Origin of the sequence: Achromobacter spanius, from assembly GCF_002812705.1 — a bacterium.
GTDB lineage: Bacteria > Pseudomonadota > Gammaproteobacteria > Burkholderiales > Burkholderiaceae_B > Achromobacter > Achromobacter spanius.
Genome location: NZ_CP025030.1, coordinates 5,902,661 through 5,920,672, shown reverse-complemented (window position 1 = coordinate 5,920,672; position 18,012 = coordinate 5,902,661). Strand labels below are relative to the sequence as shown.

Annotated in this window: 15 protein-coding genes; 11 read left to right on the top strand and 4 right to left on the bottom strand. The window is 63.5% G+C overall.

The genetic code is table 11. From position 1 onward, the window contains the following. Nucleotides 1–253: 253 nt before the first annotated feature. From CVS48_RS26860 to CVS48_RS26850, 3 genes are all read right to left on the bottom strand, one after another. The gene (locus CVS48_RS26860) at nt 254–1,915 is read right to left on the bottom strand and encodes an MFS transporter (RefSeq protein WP_167401151.1); all 1,662 of its coding nucleotides are present in this window, start codon (nt 1,913–1,915) and stop codon (nt 254–256) included. Between the two features lie 181 nt (nt 1,916–2,096). Next, on the bottom strand, nt 2,097–3,512 hold the full coding sequence (locus tag CVS48_RS26855) for a sensor histidine kinase (RefSeq protein WP_242001429.1): 1,416 nt from the start codon (nt 3,510–3,512) through the stop codon (nt 2,097–2,099). Between the two features lie 112 nt (nt 3,513–3,624). Next, nucleotides 3,625–4,314: a response regulator transcription factor gene (locus CVS48_RS26850; protein WP_006218337.1), complete on the bottom strand. Its 690-nt coding sequence runs from the start codon at nt 4,312–4,314 to the stop codon at nt 3,625–3,627. 289 nt (nt 4,315–4,603) lie between these two features. On the opposite strand from CVS48_RS26850, the gene recA reads away from it, so the two are divergent. Continuing rightward, complete coding sequence (recA, locus tag CVS48_RS26845; protein WP_100857102.1) at nt 4,604–5,665, top strand: recombinase RecA; 1,062 nt, start codon at nt 4,604–4,606, stop codon at nt 5,663–5,665. Between the two features lie 179 nt (nt 5,666–5,844). Continuing rightward, a complete protein-coding gene (gene recX, locus CVS48_RS26840) occupies nt 5,845–6,609 on the top strand; it encodes a recombination regulator RecX (RefSeq protein WP_100857101.1) in 765 nt (254 codons plus the stop codon). A gap of 134 nt (nt 6,610–6,743) precedes the next feature. On the opposite strand, the gene CVS48_RS26835 is transcribed toward recX, so the two are convergent. Further along, nucleotides 6,744–7,664 (bottom strand): LysR family transcriptional regulator, encoded by a 921-nt coding sequence (locus tag CVS48_RS26835; RefSeq protein ID WP_100857100.1) that lies wholly within the window; start codon nt 7,662–7,664, stop codon nt 6,744–6,746. 141 nt (nt 7,665–7,805) lie between these two features. Here CVS48_RS26835 and metE point away from each other — a divergent pair, with 141 nt between their 5' ends. The 9 genes from metE (at nt 7,806) to CVS48_RS26790 (ending at nt 18,009) form a co-directional block, all read left to right on the top strand. Continuing rightward, the gene (metE, locus tag CVS48_RS26830; protein ID WP_100857099.1) at nt 7,806–10,103 is read left to right on the top strand and encodes a 5-methyltetrahydropteroyltriglutamate--homocysteine S-methyltransferase; all 2,298 of its coding nucleotides are present in this window, start codon (nt 7,806–7,808) and stop codon (nt 10,101–10,103) included. Between the two features lie 230 nt (nt 10,104–10,333). Continuing rightward, entirely contained in the window at nt 10,334–10,936 is a 603-nt protein-coding gene (locus tag CVS48_RS26825; RefSeq protein ID WP_100857098.1) for a DUF2889 domain-containing protein, read from the top strand. Nucleotides 10,937–10,946: 10 nt separating this feature from the next. Then, nucleotides 10,947–12,107, top strand: coding sequence for an ADP-forming succinate--CoA ligase subunit beta (gene sucC / locus CVS48_RS26820; RefSeq protein ID WP_100857097.1), 1,161 nt, complete (start codon nt 10,947–10,949; stop codon nt 12,105–12,107). A 103-nt stretch (nt 12,108–12,210) separates the two neighbouring features. Then, nucleotides 12,211–13,092: a succinate--CoA ligase subunit alpha gene (sucD, locus tag CVS48_RS26815; RefSeq protein ID WP_006218345.1), complete on the top strand. Its 882-nt coding sequence runs from the start codon at nt 12,211–12,213 to the stop codon at nt 13,090–13,092. Nucleotides 13,093–13,376: 284 nt separating this feature from the next. After that, nucleotides 13,377–14,075, top strand: coding sequence for a TerC family protein (locus CVS48_RS26810; protein WP_050446013.1), 699 nt, complete (start codon nt 13,377–13,379; stop codon nt 14,073–14,075). Between the two features lie 117 nt (nt 14,076–14,192). Then, the gene (locus CVS48_RS26805) at nt 14,193–14,912 is read left to right on the top strand and encodes a TerC family protein (RefSeq protein WP_100857878.1); all 720 of its coding nucleotides are present in this window, start codon (nt 14,193–14,195) and stop codon (nt 14,910–14,912) included. A gap of 118 nt (nt 14,913–15,030) precedes the next feature. Beyond that, complete coding sequence (hemC, locus tag CVS48_RS26800; protein WP_100857096.1) at nt 15,031–15,978, top strand: hydroxymethylbilane synthase; 948 nt, start codon at nt 15,031–15,033, stop codon at nt 15,976–15,978. Beyond that, nucleotides 15,978–16,778 carry a uroporphyrinogen-III synthase gene (locus CVS48_RS26795; RefSeq protein WP_100857095.1) on the top strand — a complete coding sequence of 267 codons (801 nt, stop codon included), beginning with the start codon at nt 15,978–15,980 and terminating at the stop codon, nt 16,776–16,778. The genes hemC and CVS48_RS26795 overlap by 1 nt, the downstream gene beginning before the upstream one ends. Before the next feature lie 37 nt (nt 16,779–16,815). After that, nucleotides 16,816–18,009, top strand: a complete 1,194-nt coding sequence (locus CVS48_RS26790) for a uroporphyrinogen-III C-methyltransferase (protein WP_100857877.1) — start codon at nt 16,816–16,818, stop codon at nt 18,007–18,009. Nucleotides 18,010–18,012: the final 3 nt, after the last annotated feature.

Below are 18,012 nucleotides of genomic sequence, written 5' to 3'. Positions count from 1 at the left end.
ATACCGCGTCATAAAAGGCTCGCGGGGAACGCGGTATCGGTGTCAGAACACTAGCCCTGCAATCGTCTGACAGGGGGATCAATCGTCAGCCGATCTGGCGCAAGGCCGTAATCTGAAGCGCCAGTCTAAGCGCGAGGGTCTGACATCGTCCTGAAAGCGGCAGCGCGCACTGCCTCAGGGCAAAAAAAAAGCTCCATAAGGAGCTTTCAAGGCCGGGCAGGCGCAGCAGTCCCGCCCGGCGGGGGATGGTCGTTTATGCGTTGATGTCGTTGTCCTTGGATTCGCGCACGAACAGCGTGCCAATGACCAGGGTCATGACTGCAATGATGATCGGATACCACAGGCCGTCGTAGATGTTGCCCGTGGCGGCCACCACCGCGAAGGCGACCGGAGGCAGGAAGCCGCCGAACCAGCCGTTGCCGATGTGGTACGGCAAGCTCATCGAGGTGTAGCGGATGCGGGTCGGGAACATCTCAACCAGCATGGCCGCGATCGGGCCGTAGACCATGGTCACGTACAGCACCAGGATCGCCAGCAGCACCACCACCATGACGTAGTTGGTTTGCGCCGGGTCCGCCTTGGCCGGATAGCCGTGGCCGCGGATCGCCGTGGTCAGCGCCTTGTCCAGTTCAGCGGCGCGGGCCTTGAAGTCCGCGGGAGCCATGCCCTTGCCGTCGAACGATTGGAACTCGTCGTTGCCGATCTTGACCTTGGCCACCGAACCAGCGGGCGCGGCTTCGTTCTTGTAGTTCACCGAGTTGCGGGCCATGAAGGACTTCACGACGTCGCAAGAGCTGGTGAATGCCGAGGTACCCACCGGGTTGAACTGGAACGAGCACGTGCCGGGATCGGCAATCACGGTCACGGGCGCCGTGGCCTGGGCCTTTTCCAGCGCCGGGTTGGCGAAGTGCGTGATGCCTTGGAAGATCGGGAAGTACGTTGCAGCGGCGATCAGGCAGCCCGCCATGATGATGGGCTTGCGGCCGATCTTGTCGGACAGTGCGCCGAAGACCACGAAGAAGGGTGTGCCGATCAAGAGCGCGATGGCGATCATGATGTTGGCGGTGTTGGCGTCGACCTTCAGCGTTTGCGTCAGGAAGAACAGGGCGTAGAACTGGCCCGTGTACCACACGACGGCCTGGCCGGCGGTCAGGCCCAGCAGCGCCAGGATCACGACCTTCAGGTTCTTCCATTGGCCGAACGATTCAGCGATCGGCGCCTTCGAACCCTTGCCTTCTTCCTTCATGCGCTTGAAGGTCGGCGATTCGTTCAGTTGCAGACGGATCCACACCGAGATGCCCAGCAGCACGACCGAGATCAGGAACGGAATGCGCCAGCCCCAGGCTTTGAAGTCGTCTTCGCCCATGACCGTGCGGATGCCCAGGATGACCAGCAGCGACAGGAACAGGCCCAGCGTAGCGGTCGTCTGAATCCACGACGTGTAGAAGCCGCGGCGGCCGTGCGGCGCGTGTTCGGCAACGTAGGTTGCCGCGCCACCGTATTCGCCACCCAGCGCCAGGCCTTGCAGCAGGCGCAGCACGATCAGGATGGCCGGAGCGGCCAGACCGATGCTGGAGTAGCTGGGCAGCACGCCCACGAGGAAGGTGGACAAGCCCATGATCACGATCGTGACCAGGAAGGTGTACTTACGTCCTACCAGGTCGCCCAGCCGGCCGAACACCAGCGCGCCAAAGGGGCGCACGGCAAAACCGGCGGCGAATGCCAGCAAGGCGAAGATGAAGCCCGCGGTGGGGTTCACGCCCGAGAAAAAGTGCAACGCGATAATGGCTGCAAGCGAGCCGTATAGGTAGAAGTCGTACCACTCGAAAACGGTGCCCAAGGATGACGCGAAGATGACTCGGCGTTCTTCCTTGGTCATCGGGCGCCGTTCCGCGGAAGGGCCGCGGCCTGCCATGGTTGTTGTGCTCATGATGTCTCCTCGTTTTATGGCCGGCGGTTTTCCGCCGTGCTTAGCTCTTTGCCGACGCACCGACACCGAGCCTTACGCAACATTGAGGCGCAACCCTGACGAGGTTCTGACGTAACCCTTACTTGAATCTTAAAATTGAAACCGTTGGTAACGTCTGCGCGCGCAGCTAGGGATAGTCCCTATCGGCGCGCAGGGGGTGGCGGACTTGGCTTTCGTGCGAATCCGGCGCGTCGGTATGCAGCGGGAACACCACGCTGATGCGCGTGCCCGGCAGGTCCGAGTGCGGGTTGGGGTGATCGTTGATCAGCACGCTGGCGCTGTGCTTTTGCGCAATCTCTCGCACGATCGCCAGCCCCAGCCCGCTGCCGTCCGACGCCGTGCCCAGCACGCGGTAGAAGCGGTCGAACACCCGTTCGCGCTCGTCTGGCGGAATGCCCGGGCCCGAGTCTTCCACTTCCAGCAGCGCCTGGTCGCCACGGCGCAGCACGCGCACGGTGATATGGCCGCCACGCGGCGTGTAGCGCAGCGCGTTGTCCACCAGGTTGTTCAGCAGCTCGGCAAGCAGCAAGGGGTTGCCGTTGATGTTGACGGGATCATCCGCGCCCTCGAAACCCAGGTCGGTACTGAGCGACAGCGCCTGCGGCACCCAATGCATGGCCTGTTCATAGGCGATGGCGTTGAGGTCCGTGAGCGTCAGCCCGATGGCGCTGGGATTTTCCGCGCGGGCCAGGAGCAGCAACTGATTGACCAGCCGGGTGGCGCGTTCGGAACCCGTCACCAACTGCCGCAGGCTGGACTGCATTTCTTCGGGGCTGGCGTCGCGCAAGGCCAGCTCGGCCTGCGTGCGCAAGCCGGCAAGCGGCGTCTTCAACTGGTGCGCGGCGTCCGCCACGAAACGGCGCTGGGCCTGGACGTTGGCCGACAGCCGGTCCAGCAGGTCATTCATGGCGGCCACCAACGGCGCGATTTCGGACGGCGCCGCCCGTTCATCAATGGGCGACAGGTCGTCGGGCCGGCGCGCGCGCAGCCGTTGCTGCAGCGCGTTCAGCGGCGCCACCCCGCGCGACAGCCCGAACCACACCAGCAGCACCGCGATCGGCAGCACCACGAACTGCGGAATGATCACGCCCTTGATGATGTCGTTGGCCAACTGCGTGCGCTTTTCCACGGTCTCGGCCACGATCAGCAGCGCAGGCTGGGTGTTGGGCAGGTTCAGGTCCACCCAGGTGTAAGCCAGGCGGACGCCGAAACCGCGCAAGGTGTCGTCTTCGTACTGGACTTCGCCCGGGCGTGGCTGGCCCACGGTGGCCGGCAGCGGCAGGGCGCGATCGCCACCCAGGTATTCGCCGCGGCTGCCCAGCGCCAGCCAGAACACGCTGTCGGTCTCGTCGGCGCGCAACACGTCACGCGCGGCATCCGTCATCTTCAGCACCGCGCGGCCGTCCTGCACGTGGACTTGCCGGGTCAAGACATGCAGATTGTTGGCCAACGCGCGGTCATACGGCACGTTGGCAATGTTCTGGGCAACCACATAAGTGATGGCGACGCTCATCGGCCACAGCAGGAAGAGCGGTGCCAGCATCCAGTCCAGGATTTCACCCAGCAGGGAACGCTGGGGCGGCGCGAAGCTTGGGCCCTTGGACCCGGCTTGCATGATATCCAGCGCTTCCTGATTCAGTGGCTCTGGCCGGGCATCAACTGGCGAGGTACGCGGCACCCTGGTCCCGCTCCAGACAGTAGCCCAGGCCGCGCACCGTCACGATCTTCACGCCGCTGGGTTCGAGCTTCTTGCGCAGGCGGTGCACGTAGACTTCGATCGCGTTGGTGCTGACTTCCTCGCCCCATTCGCACAGGTGGTCCACCAACTGCGTCTTGCTGACCATGCGGCCGCTGCGCGTCAGCAGAATTTCCAGCAGGCTGACTTCGCGCGCGGACAGGTCCAGCGTCTGGTCGTCGACGATGGCCACGCGGCCGGTCTGGTCGAACAGTAGCCGGCCATGCTTGAGCATCGTGGCGCCGCCGCCCGCGCCGCGCCGGGTCAGGGCGCGCACGCGCGCCTCGAGTTCGGACAGGGCAAAGGGCTTGGCCATGTAGTCGTCCGCGCCCAGGTCCAGGCCTTTCACGCGCTGCTCGATGCTGTCGGCGGCCGTGAGGATCAGGACGGGCAGGGCGGAGTTGCGGGCCCGAAGGCGGCGCAATACTTCCAGCCCGGCCAACTGCGGCAGGCCCAGGTCAAGGATAAGCAGGTCGAACGCCTGGGCCGCCAGCGCCGAATCGGCGGCAAGCCCGTCGCGCACCGCGTCAACCGCGTAGCCGTTGTGGCGCAGTGACCGGGATAGGCCGTCGGCCAGAATGCTGTCGTCTTCGGCGATCAGGATACGCATGGGGCTGCAAAGGGAAGCGGCAAGGGAAGCGGCAAGGGAAGCGGCAAGGGAAGCGGCAAAAGAGAACGCTGCAAGATGCAACGGGGGGCAACGCCAGGGTCGGCTTCGATTCTGTCATACGGGGCGGGACTTGCCCACTCAGGGAATACGTGAAAACTCTGGCACACTGGTTTTTTGTACAGTACAATCCGATGCAATAATCTGAACCTGATTCGAAACAGCACGCTGCGGTTCAAGTTTCAGGCTCTTGACGCCGCAACCACCAGATACGTTACAGACAGGACTCTACATGGACGACAAAACCACCAAGGCCGCCGCTTCGGAAAAGGCCAAGGCGCTTGCCGCTGCGCTTTCCCAGATCGAAAAGCAGTTCGGCAAGGGCTCGATCATGCGCTACGGCGATAACGAGGTCTCGCACGATATTCAGGTGGTTTCCACGGGCTCGCTGGGTCTGGACATCGCGCTGGGTGTCGGCGGCCTGCCGCGCGGCCGCGTGGTTGAAATCTACGGCCCGGAATCGTCCGGTAAAACGACGCTGACGCTGCAAGTCATCGCCGAAATGCAGAAAATCGGCGGCACCTGCGCCTTCGTCGACGCCGAACACGCGCTTGACGTGCAATACGCCAACAAGCTGGGCGTGAACCTCACCGACCTGCTGATCTCGCAGCCGGACACGGGCGAACAGGCGCTGGAAATCACCGACGCGCTGGTGCGCTCGGGCTCGGTTGATCTGATCGTCATCGACTCGGTGGCGGCGCTGGTGCCCAAGGCTGAAATCGAAGGCGAAATGGGCGACTCCCTGCCGGGCCTGCAAGCCCGCCTGATGAGTCAGGCGCTGCGCAAGCTGACCGCCACGATCAAGCGCACCAACTGCATGGTCATCTTCATCAACCAGATCCGCATGAAGATCGGCGTCATGTTCGGCAACCCCGAAACCACCACCGGCGGCAACGCGCTGAAGTTCTACGCCTCGGTGCGTCTGGACATCCGCCGTATCGGCTCCATCAAGAAGGGTGACGAGGTCGTCGGCAACGAAACCCGCGTCAAGGTCGTGAAGAACAAGGTGGCGCCGCCGTTCAAGCAAGCCGAATTCGACATCATGTATGGCGCCGGCATTTCGCGCGAAGGCGAAATCATTGATTTGGGCGTGGCCGCCGGCGTAGTCGACAAGTCCGGCGCGTGGTACAGCTACAACGGCAACCGTATCGGCCAGGGCAAGGACAACGTCCGCGAATACCTGAAAGAACACCGCGACATGGCCATCGAAATCGAAAACCGCGTTCGCGAGAACCAGGGCATCGTCAGCCGCGCCGCCGAGTTCGTGCCCACGGTGGAAGACACCGCCGAGTAAGCCATCCACGGGTTTGAGCCGCGGGGTTTGAACCCACGGGTTGCCAGCCAGGTTGCACTGGCAGCTTTGGCAGTTTTGTGCCGAGTACCTAGCTGTTGGGTAGCTACCCTTGGACAGCAAACCCGACCACACGCGGCAGGCGCCATGACGGGCCTGCCGTTTTGCATAGCAGGAAGCGCATGAGCTGGAAACCGACCCCCGCGTCAGCCGACCGTCTTCGCGCCAAGTTGGATGACGAATTTGAAACCGTCGCCAAGCCGGAAGGTTTGCGGCGCAGTTCAGACGCGCGCCGCGAACGGGATGCGGCGGCGCCCGCTGTCGAGCCAGACACCTGGCAGCGCAGTTCCGAACAGCGGGGCAATGCGCGCGGCGGATCGCGTATCGGCGCGGCATCTGGGCGAGCCTCTGATCGTGTCTCTGGTCGTGCCGCTGATCGTGCCGCTGGCCACAGTTCCACTGCTGAAGACGAAGCCGCCGCCCCTGACAACGGCAAGCCAGCCCGGAAAGGGCCGTCGCTGAAAATGCGGGCGGTCGGCTACCTGTCACGGCGCGAGCACGCGCGCGAGGAATTGGCGCGCAAATTAGCCGCCTACGCCGAAGACGCCGATGAAATTGAAAGCGTGCTGGATGCGCTGGAAAAAGAGGGTTGGCTGTCTACCGAACGGTTTGCGCAAAGCCTGGTGCATCGCCGCGCATCGCGCCAGGGCGCGGCGCGCATCGTGCAGGAATTGCGCCAGCATGGCGTGGACGATACGCAGGTGGCTGAACTTCGAGAGCAACTGCGCGCAACCGAATACGACCGCGCGCTGGAAGTCTGGAAAAAGCGCTTCGACGCCAAGCCGGAAGACCGCGCCGCCTATGCCAAGCAGGCGCGCTTTTTGGCCAGCCGGGGATTTGCGCACGATGTGATCCGGCGAATTCTGGGTGAAGGCGAGGACGACTGATCGGATTCGCTCCATGCCAATTCCGCACAACTGCCGATTTTCCCCAACGGCTGATTCCTACAGCCGCTAACCCCCAGCAGTTGCTGATCCCGCAGCCGCTAATCCCTACAGCCGCCCGCGCAGGCGGTTTTTTTTTACGCCTTGGCCGACTTGATACCCGACAGCGTCTTGAAGCAGACGTCGCGCGTGATGGTCAGGAATTCATCAATGTACGAGGCATCCGTGTCTTCGCTACGCACCGTGGCGTACAGCGTGCGCCAGACGCCCTGCGGCCCCAGTCGGCACAGCCGCAACCATCCCTGATTCATGTATTCGGTCAGCGCCCAATTCGGCAGTGCCGCCACGCCCCGATTGCTGGCCACCAGTTGCGCAATGATCGGCGTCAGCTCGGCCTTGCGGACCGCCGCCGGCTCAACGTCGGCCGGGTCCAGAAAGGCAGTGAACACGTCAAGCCGCTGCTTGTCCACCGGGTAGGTGATGAGCGTCTGATCCGCCAACTGTTCGGGCATGATGAATTTGTTGGCGGCCAAGGGATTCGATTCCGACACGGCCAGCACCAGTTCGTACTTGAACAGCGGCAGATACTGCACCGAATCCAAGGGCTGCGGGTCCGACGTGATGACCAGATCCAGGTCGCCACGAACCAGGGCGGGAAGGGGCGCGAACGAGAACGCCGCAGATAGGTCCAGCGCAACATCGGGCCACTGCACCCGGAAGGCATCCAGCGCCGGCATCAGCCACTGAAAGCAGGAATGGCAGTCGATAGCCAGATGCAGCCGGCCCGTGCGGCCGGCCGCCAGCCGTTGCAGATCGCGTTCCGTGGCGCGGATGCGGGGCAATACCTCGTCAGCCAGCGCCAGCACGCGCAAGCCCGCGGTCGTCAGCCGGGCGGGGCGGGTGCGGCGGTTCAAGAGGGGCGTGCCCAGCCGGGTTTCCAGGTCGCGCAACTGATGCGACAAGGCGGACTGGGTCAGGTGCAGCCGCTCGGCGGCTTCCTGCAGGCTGCCGCCGTCACGGATGGCGGACAGCGTTTCAAGGTGGCGGATTTCTAGCATGGGCATCTGGCATGAAAGAGATGAGTGCGAATTGTATGAGGTTTACTCATCTTATGGATGTAGACATTGATTTTGATTCATGTAAGTTTGCCTGCACAATGGCTGCCACTTGAACAAACTTTGTCTAACGGCGGTGTTGTCATGACTACGATTCATAATTTGGGGTTCCCCCGTATTGGCGCCCAACGCGAACTCAAGCGCGCTGTCGAGGCCTATTGGGCGGGTAAGCAAACTGCCGAAGCGCTGGAAGAGACGGGCCGCGAGCTGCGCGCCAAGCACTGGAAGCTGCAAGCAGCGGCCGGCCTGGAGTTCGTGCCGGTGGGCGACTTTGCCTGGTATGACCAGATCCTGGAATGGACCACGTTGCTGGGCGCCGTGCCCGCGCGCTTTGGCCAGAAGGACAACGAGCCGGTGACGTTGGACACGCTGTTCCGCATGGGCCGTGGCCGCGCGCCGTCGGGCAAGCCCGCCGCCGCTTGCGAAATGACCAAGTGGTTCGATACCAACTACCACTACATCGTGCCGGAGCTGGTGCCTGGCCAGACCTTCCGTATTGCCCGCGAGTCCCTGTTCCAGCAGATCCAGGAAGCGCAAGCGCTGGGCCACGCCGTGAAGCCGGTGATCCCGGGTCCGCTGACCTGGCTGTATCAAGGCAAGGGCGACGCCTTTGCGGGTGGCGCGGCTGACAAAGGCAAGCTGCAACTGCTGGCCGGGTTGCTGCCGGTGTACCGGGAAGTGCTGGCCCGCTTTGCCAAGCAAGGCGTGCAATGGGTGCAGATCGATGAACCCATCCTGGTGCTGGACCTGCCGCAAGCGTGGCGCGATGCGTTCAAGCAGGTGTACGACACCCTGGCCGCAAGCCCGGTCAAGCTGCTGGTCGCCACCTACTTCGACGGCCTGAAAGACAACCTGGCTACCGTGCAGGCCCTGCCCGTGGCCGGCCTGCATGTGGATCTGGTGCGCGCGCCGGAACAACTGGCGGACGTCGTAGCCGGCCTGCGTGCCGACCAGGTGCTATCCGCGGGTGTCATAAACGGGCGCAATATCTGGCGCACCGATCTGGACGCGGCCATCGCCGCCCTGGTGCCGGTCAAGCAGCAATTGGGCGACCGCCTGTGGCTCGCGCCGTCGTGCTCGCTGTTGCACGTGCCGGTGGACCTGTCCAATGAGACGGAACTGGACGCCGAGCTCAAGCGCTGGCTGTCGTTCGCCGCGCAAAAGCTGCAAGAACTGAGCCTGCTGGGCCGCGTCCTGGACAACGCAACGGATGCGGCCGTGCAGGACGGCCTGGTCAAGCAGCGCGCCGCGCTGGCTGCCCGCCGCTCGTCGTCCCGCATTCACAACCCGGCCGTGGGCCAACGGATGGCCGGCGCCGCCGCCGTGTCGCGCGACCGTACGCCGTTCGCCGGCCGCATCGCCCGCCAGCAAGAAGAGTTGGGCTTGCCCGCCTATCCGACGACCACGATCGGTTCCTTCCCGCAAACCGCTGAAATCCGCGCGCTGCGCCGTGATTGGAAGGCGGGCGCGTTGACGGATTCCGGCTACGAAACGGCCATCCGCAAGGAAATCGAGGAAGTCATCCGCTTCCAGGAAAAGGTCGGCCTGGATGTGCTGGTGCATGGTGAACCCGAACGCAACGACATGGTCGAGTACTTCGGCGAACTACTGGCCGGCTTTGCCTTCACCAAGAACGGCTGGGTGCAGAGCTATGGCTCGCGCTGCGTCAAGCCGCCGATCATTTTCGGCGACGTGGCCCGTCCCGCGCCGATGACGGTGGGCTGGTCGTCGTACGCGCAGTCGCTGACCGAAAAACCGGTCAAGGGCATGTTGACCGGTCCGGTCACCATCCTGCAATGGTCGTTCGTGCGTGACGATCAGCCGCGCGAGCAGACGTGCCGCCAACTGGCGCTGGCCCTGCGCGACGAAGTCGTGGACCTGGAAGCGGCCGGCATCAGCGTCATCCAGATCGACGAGCCGGCCATCCGCGAAGGCCTGCCGCTGCGCCGCGCCGATTGGAAGGCCTACCTGGACTGGGCCGTGGATTGCTTCCGCCTGTCGACGGCCGGCGTGCGCGACGAGACGCAGATCCATACGCACATGTGCTATTCGGAGTTCAACGACATCATCGAATCCATCGCGGCCATGGACGCGGACGTGATCACCATCGAAACGTCGCGCTCCAACATGGAACTGCTGAAGGCGTTTGAAGATTTCGACTATCCCAATGACATCGGCCCGGGCGTGTATGACATCCACTCGCCGAACGTGCCGGAAGTGGACTGGATGGTCGGCCTGATGGAAAAGGCGGCGGCCCGCTTGCCCAAGGAACGCCTGTGGGTGAACCCGGACTGCGGCCTGAAGACCCGCGCGTGGCCCGAAACGGAAGCCGCGCTGATCGGCATGGTGCAAGCCGCCCGCGCGCTGCGCCAGTCGGCCTGACGCCGGCACGCCCCGATCCGCCTGCGTGAACCGAACCCCATGGGGGCGCCAACCCGCGCCGCCCATGGGGTTTTTTTGCGCTCTGCAGGGGGCGGTGCGGGAAAAAACGGCGACGGACACAAGCCCGCGCAGCAAACCGGCCGCTTGATCCGGGGCCGCCTGCGCTATACTTTCAAGGTTTTGTTGCCGCGCACCATGCGCAGGCCATCTTCGCCCCGCAGGCCCCCAGAATGCCCTTGCCACCGCCGGATTACCCTCGCCAACCGCTGCACACGCGTTCCATACGTGTGCAGTCGTATGCGCGCGAAGACGGTAATTGGGACCTGGAAGCCGAGCTGATCGACGTCAAGGCGTACGATTTCCCCAAGAGCGACGGCAAGATGTTCAAGGCCGGGCAGCCCATCCACCATATGCATTTGCGCATCACCATCGACGAGGAATACTCGATTTTGGACGCGCAGGCTGTCTATGATGCGGCCCCTTATGGCGGTCATTGCATGGCCATCGAGGCCGCTTACACTGATTTGATCGGCATGAATCTGCTCAAGGGATTCCGCCGCCAGGTCAAGGAGCGGTTCGGGCATGTAGAGGGCTGTACGCACATGACCGAGCTGTCGCAGGTGCTTCCCACCGCGGCGGTCCAGACCATGGCCAACCGCCGGCGGCAGGAACCCAACCCGAACCGGCGTCCATTCCAATTGGATGGCTGTCATGCGCTCAGCACTGGCGGCCCGGTGGTGGCTGAGCACTATCCCAAGTGGTACACCGGGGGTAGCGCTGAGGCATCGGCCGATTCGTCCTCCGATTCACCTTCTCTTTCTCATACGTCCTGACAGGTAACACATGAAAATCCACGAGTATCAAGGCAAGGAACTGCTGAAGCAATTTGGCATCCCGGTGCCGCGCGGGATCCCCGCTCTTTCCGTCGACGAGGCCGTGGCTGCCGCTGAAAAGCTGGGTGGACCGGTGTGGGTCGTCAAGGCACAAATTCACGCGGGCGGCCGCGGCAAGGGCGGCGGCGTCAAGCTGGCGCGCTCGCTGGACGACGTGCGCAAGCTGGCCTCGGAAATCCTGGGCATGCAGCTGATCACGCACCAGACCGGCCCGGAAGGCCAGAAGGTTCGTCGCCTGTACATCGAAGACGGCGCCGACATTCAAAAGGAATACTACGTGTCGCTGGTCACTGACCGCGCCACGCAGAAGGTCGCCTTCATCGCCTCCAGCGAAGGCGGCATGGACATCGAGGAAGTGGCTCACTCCACTCCCGAGAAGATCATCACCGAATACATCGACCCGCTGACCGGCCTGTCCGCCGAGCAAGCCACCAAGATCGCCAACGCGATCGGCCTGCCCGCCGACTCCACCGCCCAAGCCGTGGACGTGTTCCAGAAGCTGTATCAGTGCTACATGGACACCGACGCGTCGCTGGTTGAAATCAACCCGCTGAACCGCGACGGCAAGGGCAACATCATCGCCCTGGACGCCAAGTTCAACTTCGACTCCAACGCCCTGTTCCGCCACCCGGAAATCGTCGCCTACCGCGACCTGGACGAAGAAGATCCCGCTGAAATCGAAGCCAGCAAGTTCGACCTGGCCTACATCCAGCTCGACGGCAACATCGGCTGCCTGGTGAACGGCGCCGGTCTGGCCATGGCCACGATGGACACCATCAAGCTGTTCGGCGGCGAGCCGGCCAACTTCCTGGACGTCGGCGGCGGCGCTACGGCCGAGAAGGTCACCGAAGCGTTCAAGATCATGCTCGCGAACAAGAGCGTGAAGGCCATTCTGGTCAACATCTTTGGCGGCATCATGCGCTGCGACGTCATCGCCGAAGGCGTGATCGCGGCTTGCAAGGCCGTCAACCTGAACGTGCCGCTGGTCGTGCGCATGAAGGGTACCAACGAAGAACTCGGCAAGAAGATGCTGGCCGACTCCGGCCTGCCGATCATCAGCGCCGACACGATGGCCGAAGCGGCCACCCGCGTCGTAGCCGCCGTCAAGTAAATATGCCCCCTCGCCGCGCCCCTTCGTGGCTAGCTGCCCCCCATGGGGGAGCTTGCCACCTTGGGACGGCCCGGCGGTAAAAGAAATTGCCAAGGATTCACAAATGTCGATTCTGATTAACAAGGACACCAAAGTCATCACCCAGGGCATCACGGGCAAGACGGGCCAGTTCCACACCCGTATGTGCCGTGAGTATGCCAATGGCAAAGCCGCCTTCGTGGCCGGCGTGAACCCCAAGAAAGCGGGTGAAGACTTTGAAGGCGTGCCGATCTTCGCTTCGGTGAAGGAAGCCAAGGCTGACACCGGCGCAACCGTGTCCGTCATCTACGTGCCGCCCGCCGGCGCTGCCGCCGCCATCTGGGAAGCTGTCGAAGCCGAACTGGATCTGGTGATCTGCATCACCGAAGGCATCCCGGTCCGCGACATGCTGGAAGTCAAGAACCGCATGAAGGCCAAGGGCAGCAAGACGCTGCTGCTGGGCCCGAACTGCCCCGGCCTGATCACGCCGGACGAAATCAAGATCGGCATCATGCCCGGTCACATCCACCGCAAGGGTCGTATCGGCATCGTCAGCCGTTCGGGCACCCTGACGTACGAAGCCGTGGCGCAAGTCACCGAACTGGGCCTGGGTCAATCCAGCGCCGTCGGTATCGGTGGCGACCCCATCAACGGTCTGAAGCACGTCGACGTCCTGAAGATGTTCAATGACGATCCCGACACCGACGCCGTCATCATGATCGGCGAAATCGGCGGTCCGGACGAAGTCAACGCTGCGGAATGGGCGAAGGACAACATGAAGAAGCCGGTCGTCGGCTTCATCGCTGGTGTCACCGCACCTCCTGGAAAGCGCATGGGCCACGCTGGCGCCCTGATCTCCGGTGGCGCCGACACGGCCGACGCCAAGCTGGAAGTGATGGAAGCTTGCGGCATCCGCACCACGCGCAACCCCTCCGAAATGGGCAAGCTGCTCAAGTCGGTGCTGTAAGTTTTCAGCATTGCGTTCAAAAAGCCCGCTTCGGCGGGCTTTTTTTCGTTCGTCCGCCGTTCGGGTGAGGGCGAAATTTTCCGTGTTTTCCTAGGGTAATCCCGCGTCCAAAACGTGGCCGTGCAACCATTCGGCAAGCTGAACGAAACTATAATGAAAGAAATTTCGCTCGTACCCAGCAAGAATGCCGTCGCGCTCGCACGAAGACGGCCAGTACGGCTCTTGTTTTGTTCATCCATTAATTTGGTTCGTCCTAGGGGGATCAACACCTAGGAAAGAGAGGCATGGAACTCAGTTCAGCGGCATTCTGGATAGCGCTGCTCCAGATCATTTGGGTCAATATTTTGCTGTCGGGCGACAACGCCGTGGTCATTGCGCTGGCGGCGCGCTCGCTGCCTCCGGCACAACAAAAGAAAGCGATCACGATAGGCTCGGCCGCCGCGATCATCATGCGTATCGTGCTGACCCTGGTGGCGGCCAAGTTGCTGCTGTTGCCGTACCTGAAGCTGATCGGCGCGCTGTTACTGGTCTACATCGGCGTGACGCTGCTGTTGCCGGAAGGCGAAGAGGACGGCGCGGGCAAGACGCAAGGTAATCTTCTGACCGCAATTCGCACTATCATGATTGCCGATTTGGTCATGAGCCTGGACAACGTGGTGGCGGTTGCCGCCGCGGCAATGGGCGATACGACCTTGCTGGTGCTGGGCTTGGCCATCAGCATCCCGCTGGTTATCTTCGGCAGCACCTTGCTGTTGAAAGTGATCGAGCGCTTCCCGGTCATCGTCTGGGTGGGTGCGGCACTGTTGGGCTTTATTGCTGGTGAATTGCTGGTCGGCGATCCCGCCTTGCAGGAACCGGTGGCGCGTATTGACGCGGCCTTGGGCATCACCCATCACAGCTTTGCGCTGATGACGGGCGCGCTGGGCGCGGTGCTGGTGCTGGCAATTGGTAAAGTTTTACTGATGCGCCAGAAAGCTGAATGAAAGCTGAATTACAATAATCAGTTGTTTTGAATGATCCTGCCGCGCCGCGCGCGGCGCGGCGGGATGGCCGGCTCGGGACCGGCCTTTCTTTTCATAAATGCCTTCGGGGGTTCTATAGTGCTTGAGTTTTTCCAGACGCTGAGTTGGGCAGCGGTATTCCAGATCATTCTCATCGACATCCTGCTCGGCGGCGATAACGCGGTCGTGATCGCGTTGGCGTGCCGCAATTTGGCGCCCAAGCAGCGCATGCAGGGCATTCTTTGGGGCACCGCGGGCGCCATCATCCTGCGTGTCGTGCTGATCGCTTTTGCGTTGACGCTTCTGTCGATTCCGTTCCTGAAGGTCGTTGGCGGTTTGTTGCTGGTCTGGATCGGCGTCAAGCTCCTGGTCCCCGAAGACGATGCGCATGGCAACGTGAAGGGCGGAACGTCCATCGCCGCCGCCATCAAGACCATCATCATCGCTGACTTCGTGATGAGCCTGGACAACGTGATCGCCATTGCCGGCGCGGCCCAGAACGCCCACGCCGACCATCAGATCGGCCTGGTTGCCTTCGGCCTGATCGTCAGTGTGCCGATCATCATCTGGGGCAGCACCCTGGTCCTGAAGCTGATCGACAAGTATCCGCTGGTGGTTACCTTTGGCGCGGCTCTGCTGGGCTGGATCGCGGGTGGCATGCTGATTACCGATGTGGTTGTCGAACGTCAATTCGGTGTTCAGCCGACTACGGTTAAAATCGCTGCAGAAATTATCGGCGCCTTGCTCGTTGTTGTCCTTGGACGGTGGCTTGCAAGCCGCAAAACCGCTTCCAAGGAATCAGCACATGAGTCTGCGTAGATCCGTCGATCCCCAGCAATCCGAATCGGGCCTGAGCCTCCTTCAGGGCCTTTTCGTGCTGGCCATCCTCGGGATAGTCGCGACGGTCATCGTCTCCAATTTCGTTTGATGACCGCTCGTGTCTCTTCCGCAACGCCTGGTCATTGCGACCCGCGCCAGCCGGCTTGCCCTTTGGCAAGCTGAGCATGTGCGCGACCGGCTGCGCACGCTGTACCCAGCGTGCGCGGTTGAGCTTCTTACCCTGACGACCCGAGGCGATCAGATCCTGGACCGAACCTTGTCCAAGGTCGGTGGCAAAGGTTTGTTCGTCAAGGAACTTGAAAACGCGTTGCTCGACGGACGCGCTGATCTGGCCGTGCACTCCTTGAAGGACGTGCCGGTGGATCTGCAAGCTCCGTTCGAGCTGTGCGCCATTCTTGATCGCGCGGACCCGCGCGATGCCTTCGTATCCAATCGCTATGCCAACCTGGCAGATCTGCCGGCGGGCGCGGTCGTGGGTACGTCCAGCCTGCGCCGCGAATCGCAGATACGCGCGCGCTTTCCGGAACTGGTGGTCAAGCCGCTGCGCGGCAATCTGGACACCCGCCTGGGCAAGCTGGATAAAGGCGAATACGACGCCATTGTGCTTGCCGCGGCCGGCCTCGAACGCCTGGGCCTGGCCGAACGCATCCGCAGCCTGCTGGACCCGGCCGATAGCCTGCCGGCCGCGGGGCAGGGCGCACTCGGCATCGAAATCCGCAACGACCGCGACGACATGCGTGCATGGCTGGCGCCGCTGATCAGCGCGCCCACCACGTCGTGCGTGCTGGCCGAACGGGCGGTGTCGCGCAAGCTGGGTGGTTCCTGTCAGGTGCCATTGGCGGCATTCGCCCAGATCTCGGGCGATACGCTGTCGCTACGCGCGCTGGTGGCTTCGCCGGATGGCGAGCGCATGGTGCGCACGGCCCGCAGCGGCCCCGTGGCCGATGCTGAAACTCTGGGCGAAGCCGCTGCACAAGAGCTGCTGGATGCCGGCGCCGCCGCCATCCTCCAGGAACTGCTGCAAGCCGATCCTCGGCCGGACTGATGTCCAGCCCCGCCCGAGTCGCCGTCCTGACGCGGCCCGAGGGCCGCAACGAGGCGCTGGCCGGCCGTCTGATCGACGCCGGCTGGCACGCCTGTGTGCTTCCCGCGCTGGAAATTCATGCGTTCGACGTGCCCGCCGCGCAGTTGCCGCGTCCGGCGGACTTCGACATGGTCGTTTTCGTCAGTGGCAACGCGGCCAAGCAATACCTGCGGCAACTCTCGGCGGTGCACGGCGAAGGCGCCTGGCCCGCTGAAGTGATAGCCGCCACGGTCGGCCCCGCCAGCGCGCAAGCGCTGCGCGAATCGGCCGCCTTTTGCGCGAATACAACAGTCTTGCATCCTGGCGACGACGCTCCCAGCCACGATTCCGAAGCCTTGTGGGAAGTACTTTGCAGCCTGCCCAGCTTGCCGTCCCGCGTGCTGCTGGTGCGCGGCACGCAGGGCCGTGACTGGTTGGGCGACAAGCTTGAGGCCCACGGTGCCGCCGTTACGCGCCATGCGGCCTATCTCAGGCGTCCGGCTGTCTGGGATGCCGAGGCGCTGGCGGCGTTGCGGCGCTGGGCGGACGCGGGCGTTTTCGCCACCTGGCTCATCACCAGCGGCGAGGGCGCGGATGCCATACGCGCGAATCTGGACGCGGCGGGCCTGGGGCCATGGTGGCAGCAATGCCGTTTTGTGCTGACGCACCCGTCGCTCGCGCGGCGCGTCTTACCGGCCTGTCATGGCGCCGACGCGTCGGCAATGGTAAAAATCTGCTTGCCCAACGACGAGTCGATATTCCAGGCTTTTGTTGCTGCTTGATTCGTTGCATCGGACTGACACCGAATACAATCGCGTCATGACAGACAAGACTCCCGCTACCGATCCGGTCGTTCACACGGCCGCCCCGGGCGCAAGCGCGCCCGCATCGGCCCCGGCCGATCCCGTCAAGGCCCGTCCGGCCAAGCGCGGCAATGGCCCCTTGGTCACCGCCCTGATAATCGTCATCCTGCTGGCCGTCGGCCTGGGTTATGCGCTGTGGAAGCAACGCACCCAGTTTGTGTCCGCCGGACGCGAGGTGGCTTCCCGTATCGACACCCTGACCGCCGACGTGGCGCAGGCACGCAAGGACACGCGCGAAGCGCTGGCCTTGGCCCAGGCGCAAGCCGGCCGCGTGGGCGAGCTTGAAGACACCGTTCGCGAAACGCAAAGCCAATACAACGCGCTGCAACTGGCGTGGCAGAACTTCAATGACAGCGCCAGCGATGAACTGCTGGCCAACGACGTTGAGCGCCTTCTGACCATTGCCAACCAGCAATTGCGCCTGGCCGGCAACGTCTCCAACGCCATCGTTGCGCTGGAAACGGCGCAATCGCGCTTGGCGCGCGCCGACCGCCCGCGTTTCTCCAGCTTGCAGCAAGCCATCAACGGCGATCTGGATCGCCTGCGCGCGGTGTCCACCGTGGACATTCCCGCCCAATCCGCGCGCATCGAGCGCCTGGTGGCGCTGGTGAGCAAGGCGCCGTTGCTGGTGCCCGATTCCGTGGCCCCGGGCGTGGCCGCCGCTGGCGAAACCCGGCCGGCTGTTGCCCCGGCGCCTGCCATTGATCCGCAAGCCGGCCTGCCCGCCGACGCGCCCTGGTGGCAACGTTGGCGCGCGGAAGTTGTCTCGTGGCCCGGCCGTGCCGGGTCGGCCCTGGCCCAGGAACTGGGCGGCTTGATCACCATCCAGCGCGTTGACGAACCCGCCGCGCTGCTGCTGTCGCCAGAACAGGCCGACCAGGTGCGCGGCACGCTGCGCCAGCGCCTGTTGACCGTCCAGTTGGCCATGCTGATGCGTCAACCCGCCGTCTGGAAAAGCGAGCTCGACAACGTGGGCGTGACCTTGTCCAAGTACTTCGACGGCCGCTCCCCCGACACCGTCGCCGCGCAGACGCTGGCACGCGAGTTGGCGCAGACCGACATCGCCGTGCGCATGCCCGAAGTGGCTGACAGCTTGAACGCCGTGGCCGCCTTGCGCGCCGCGGGTTTCAAGACTAGCGAGCAGGACTGAGCC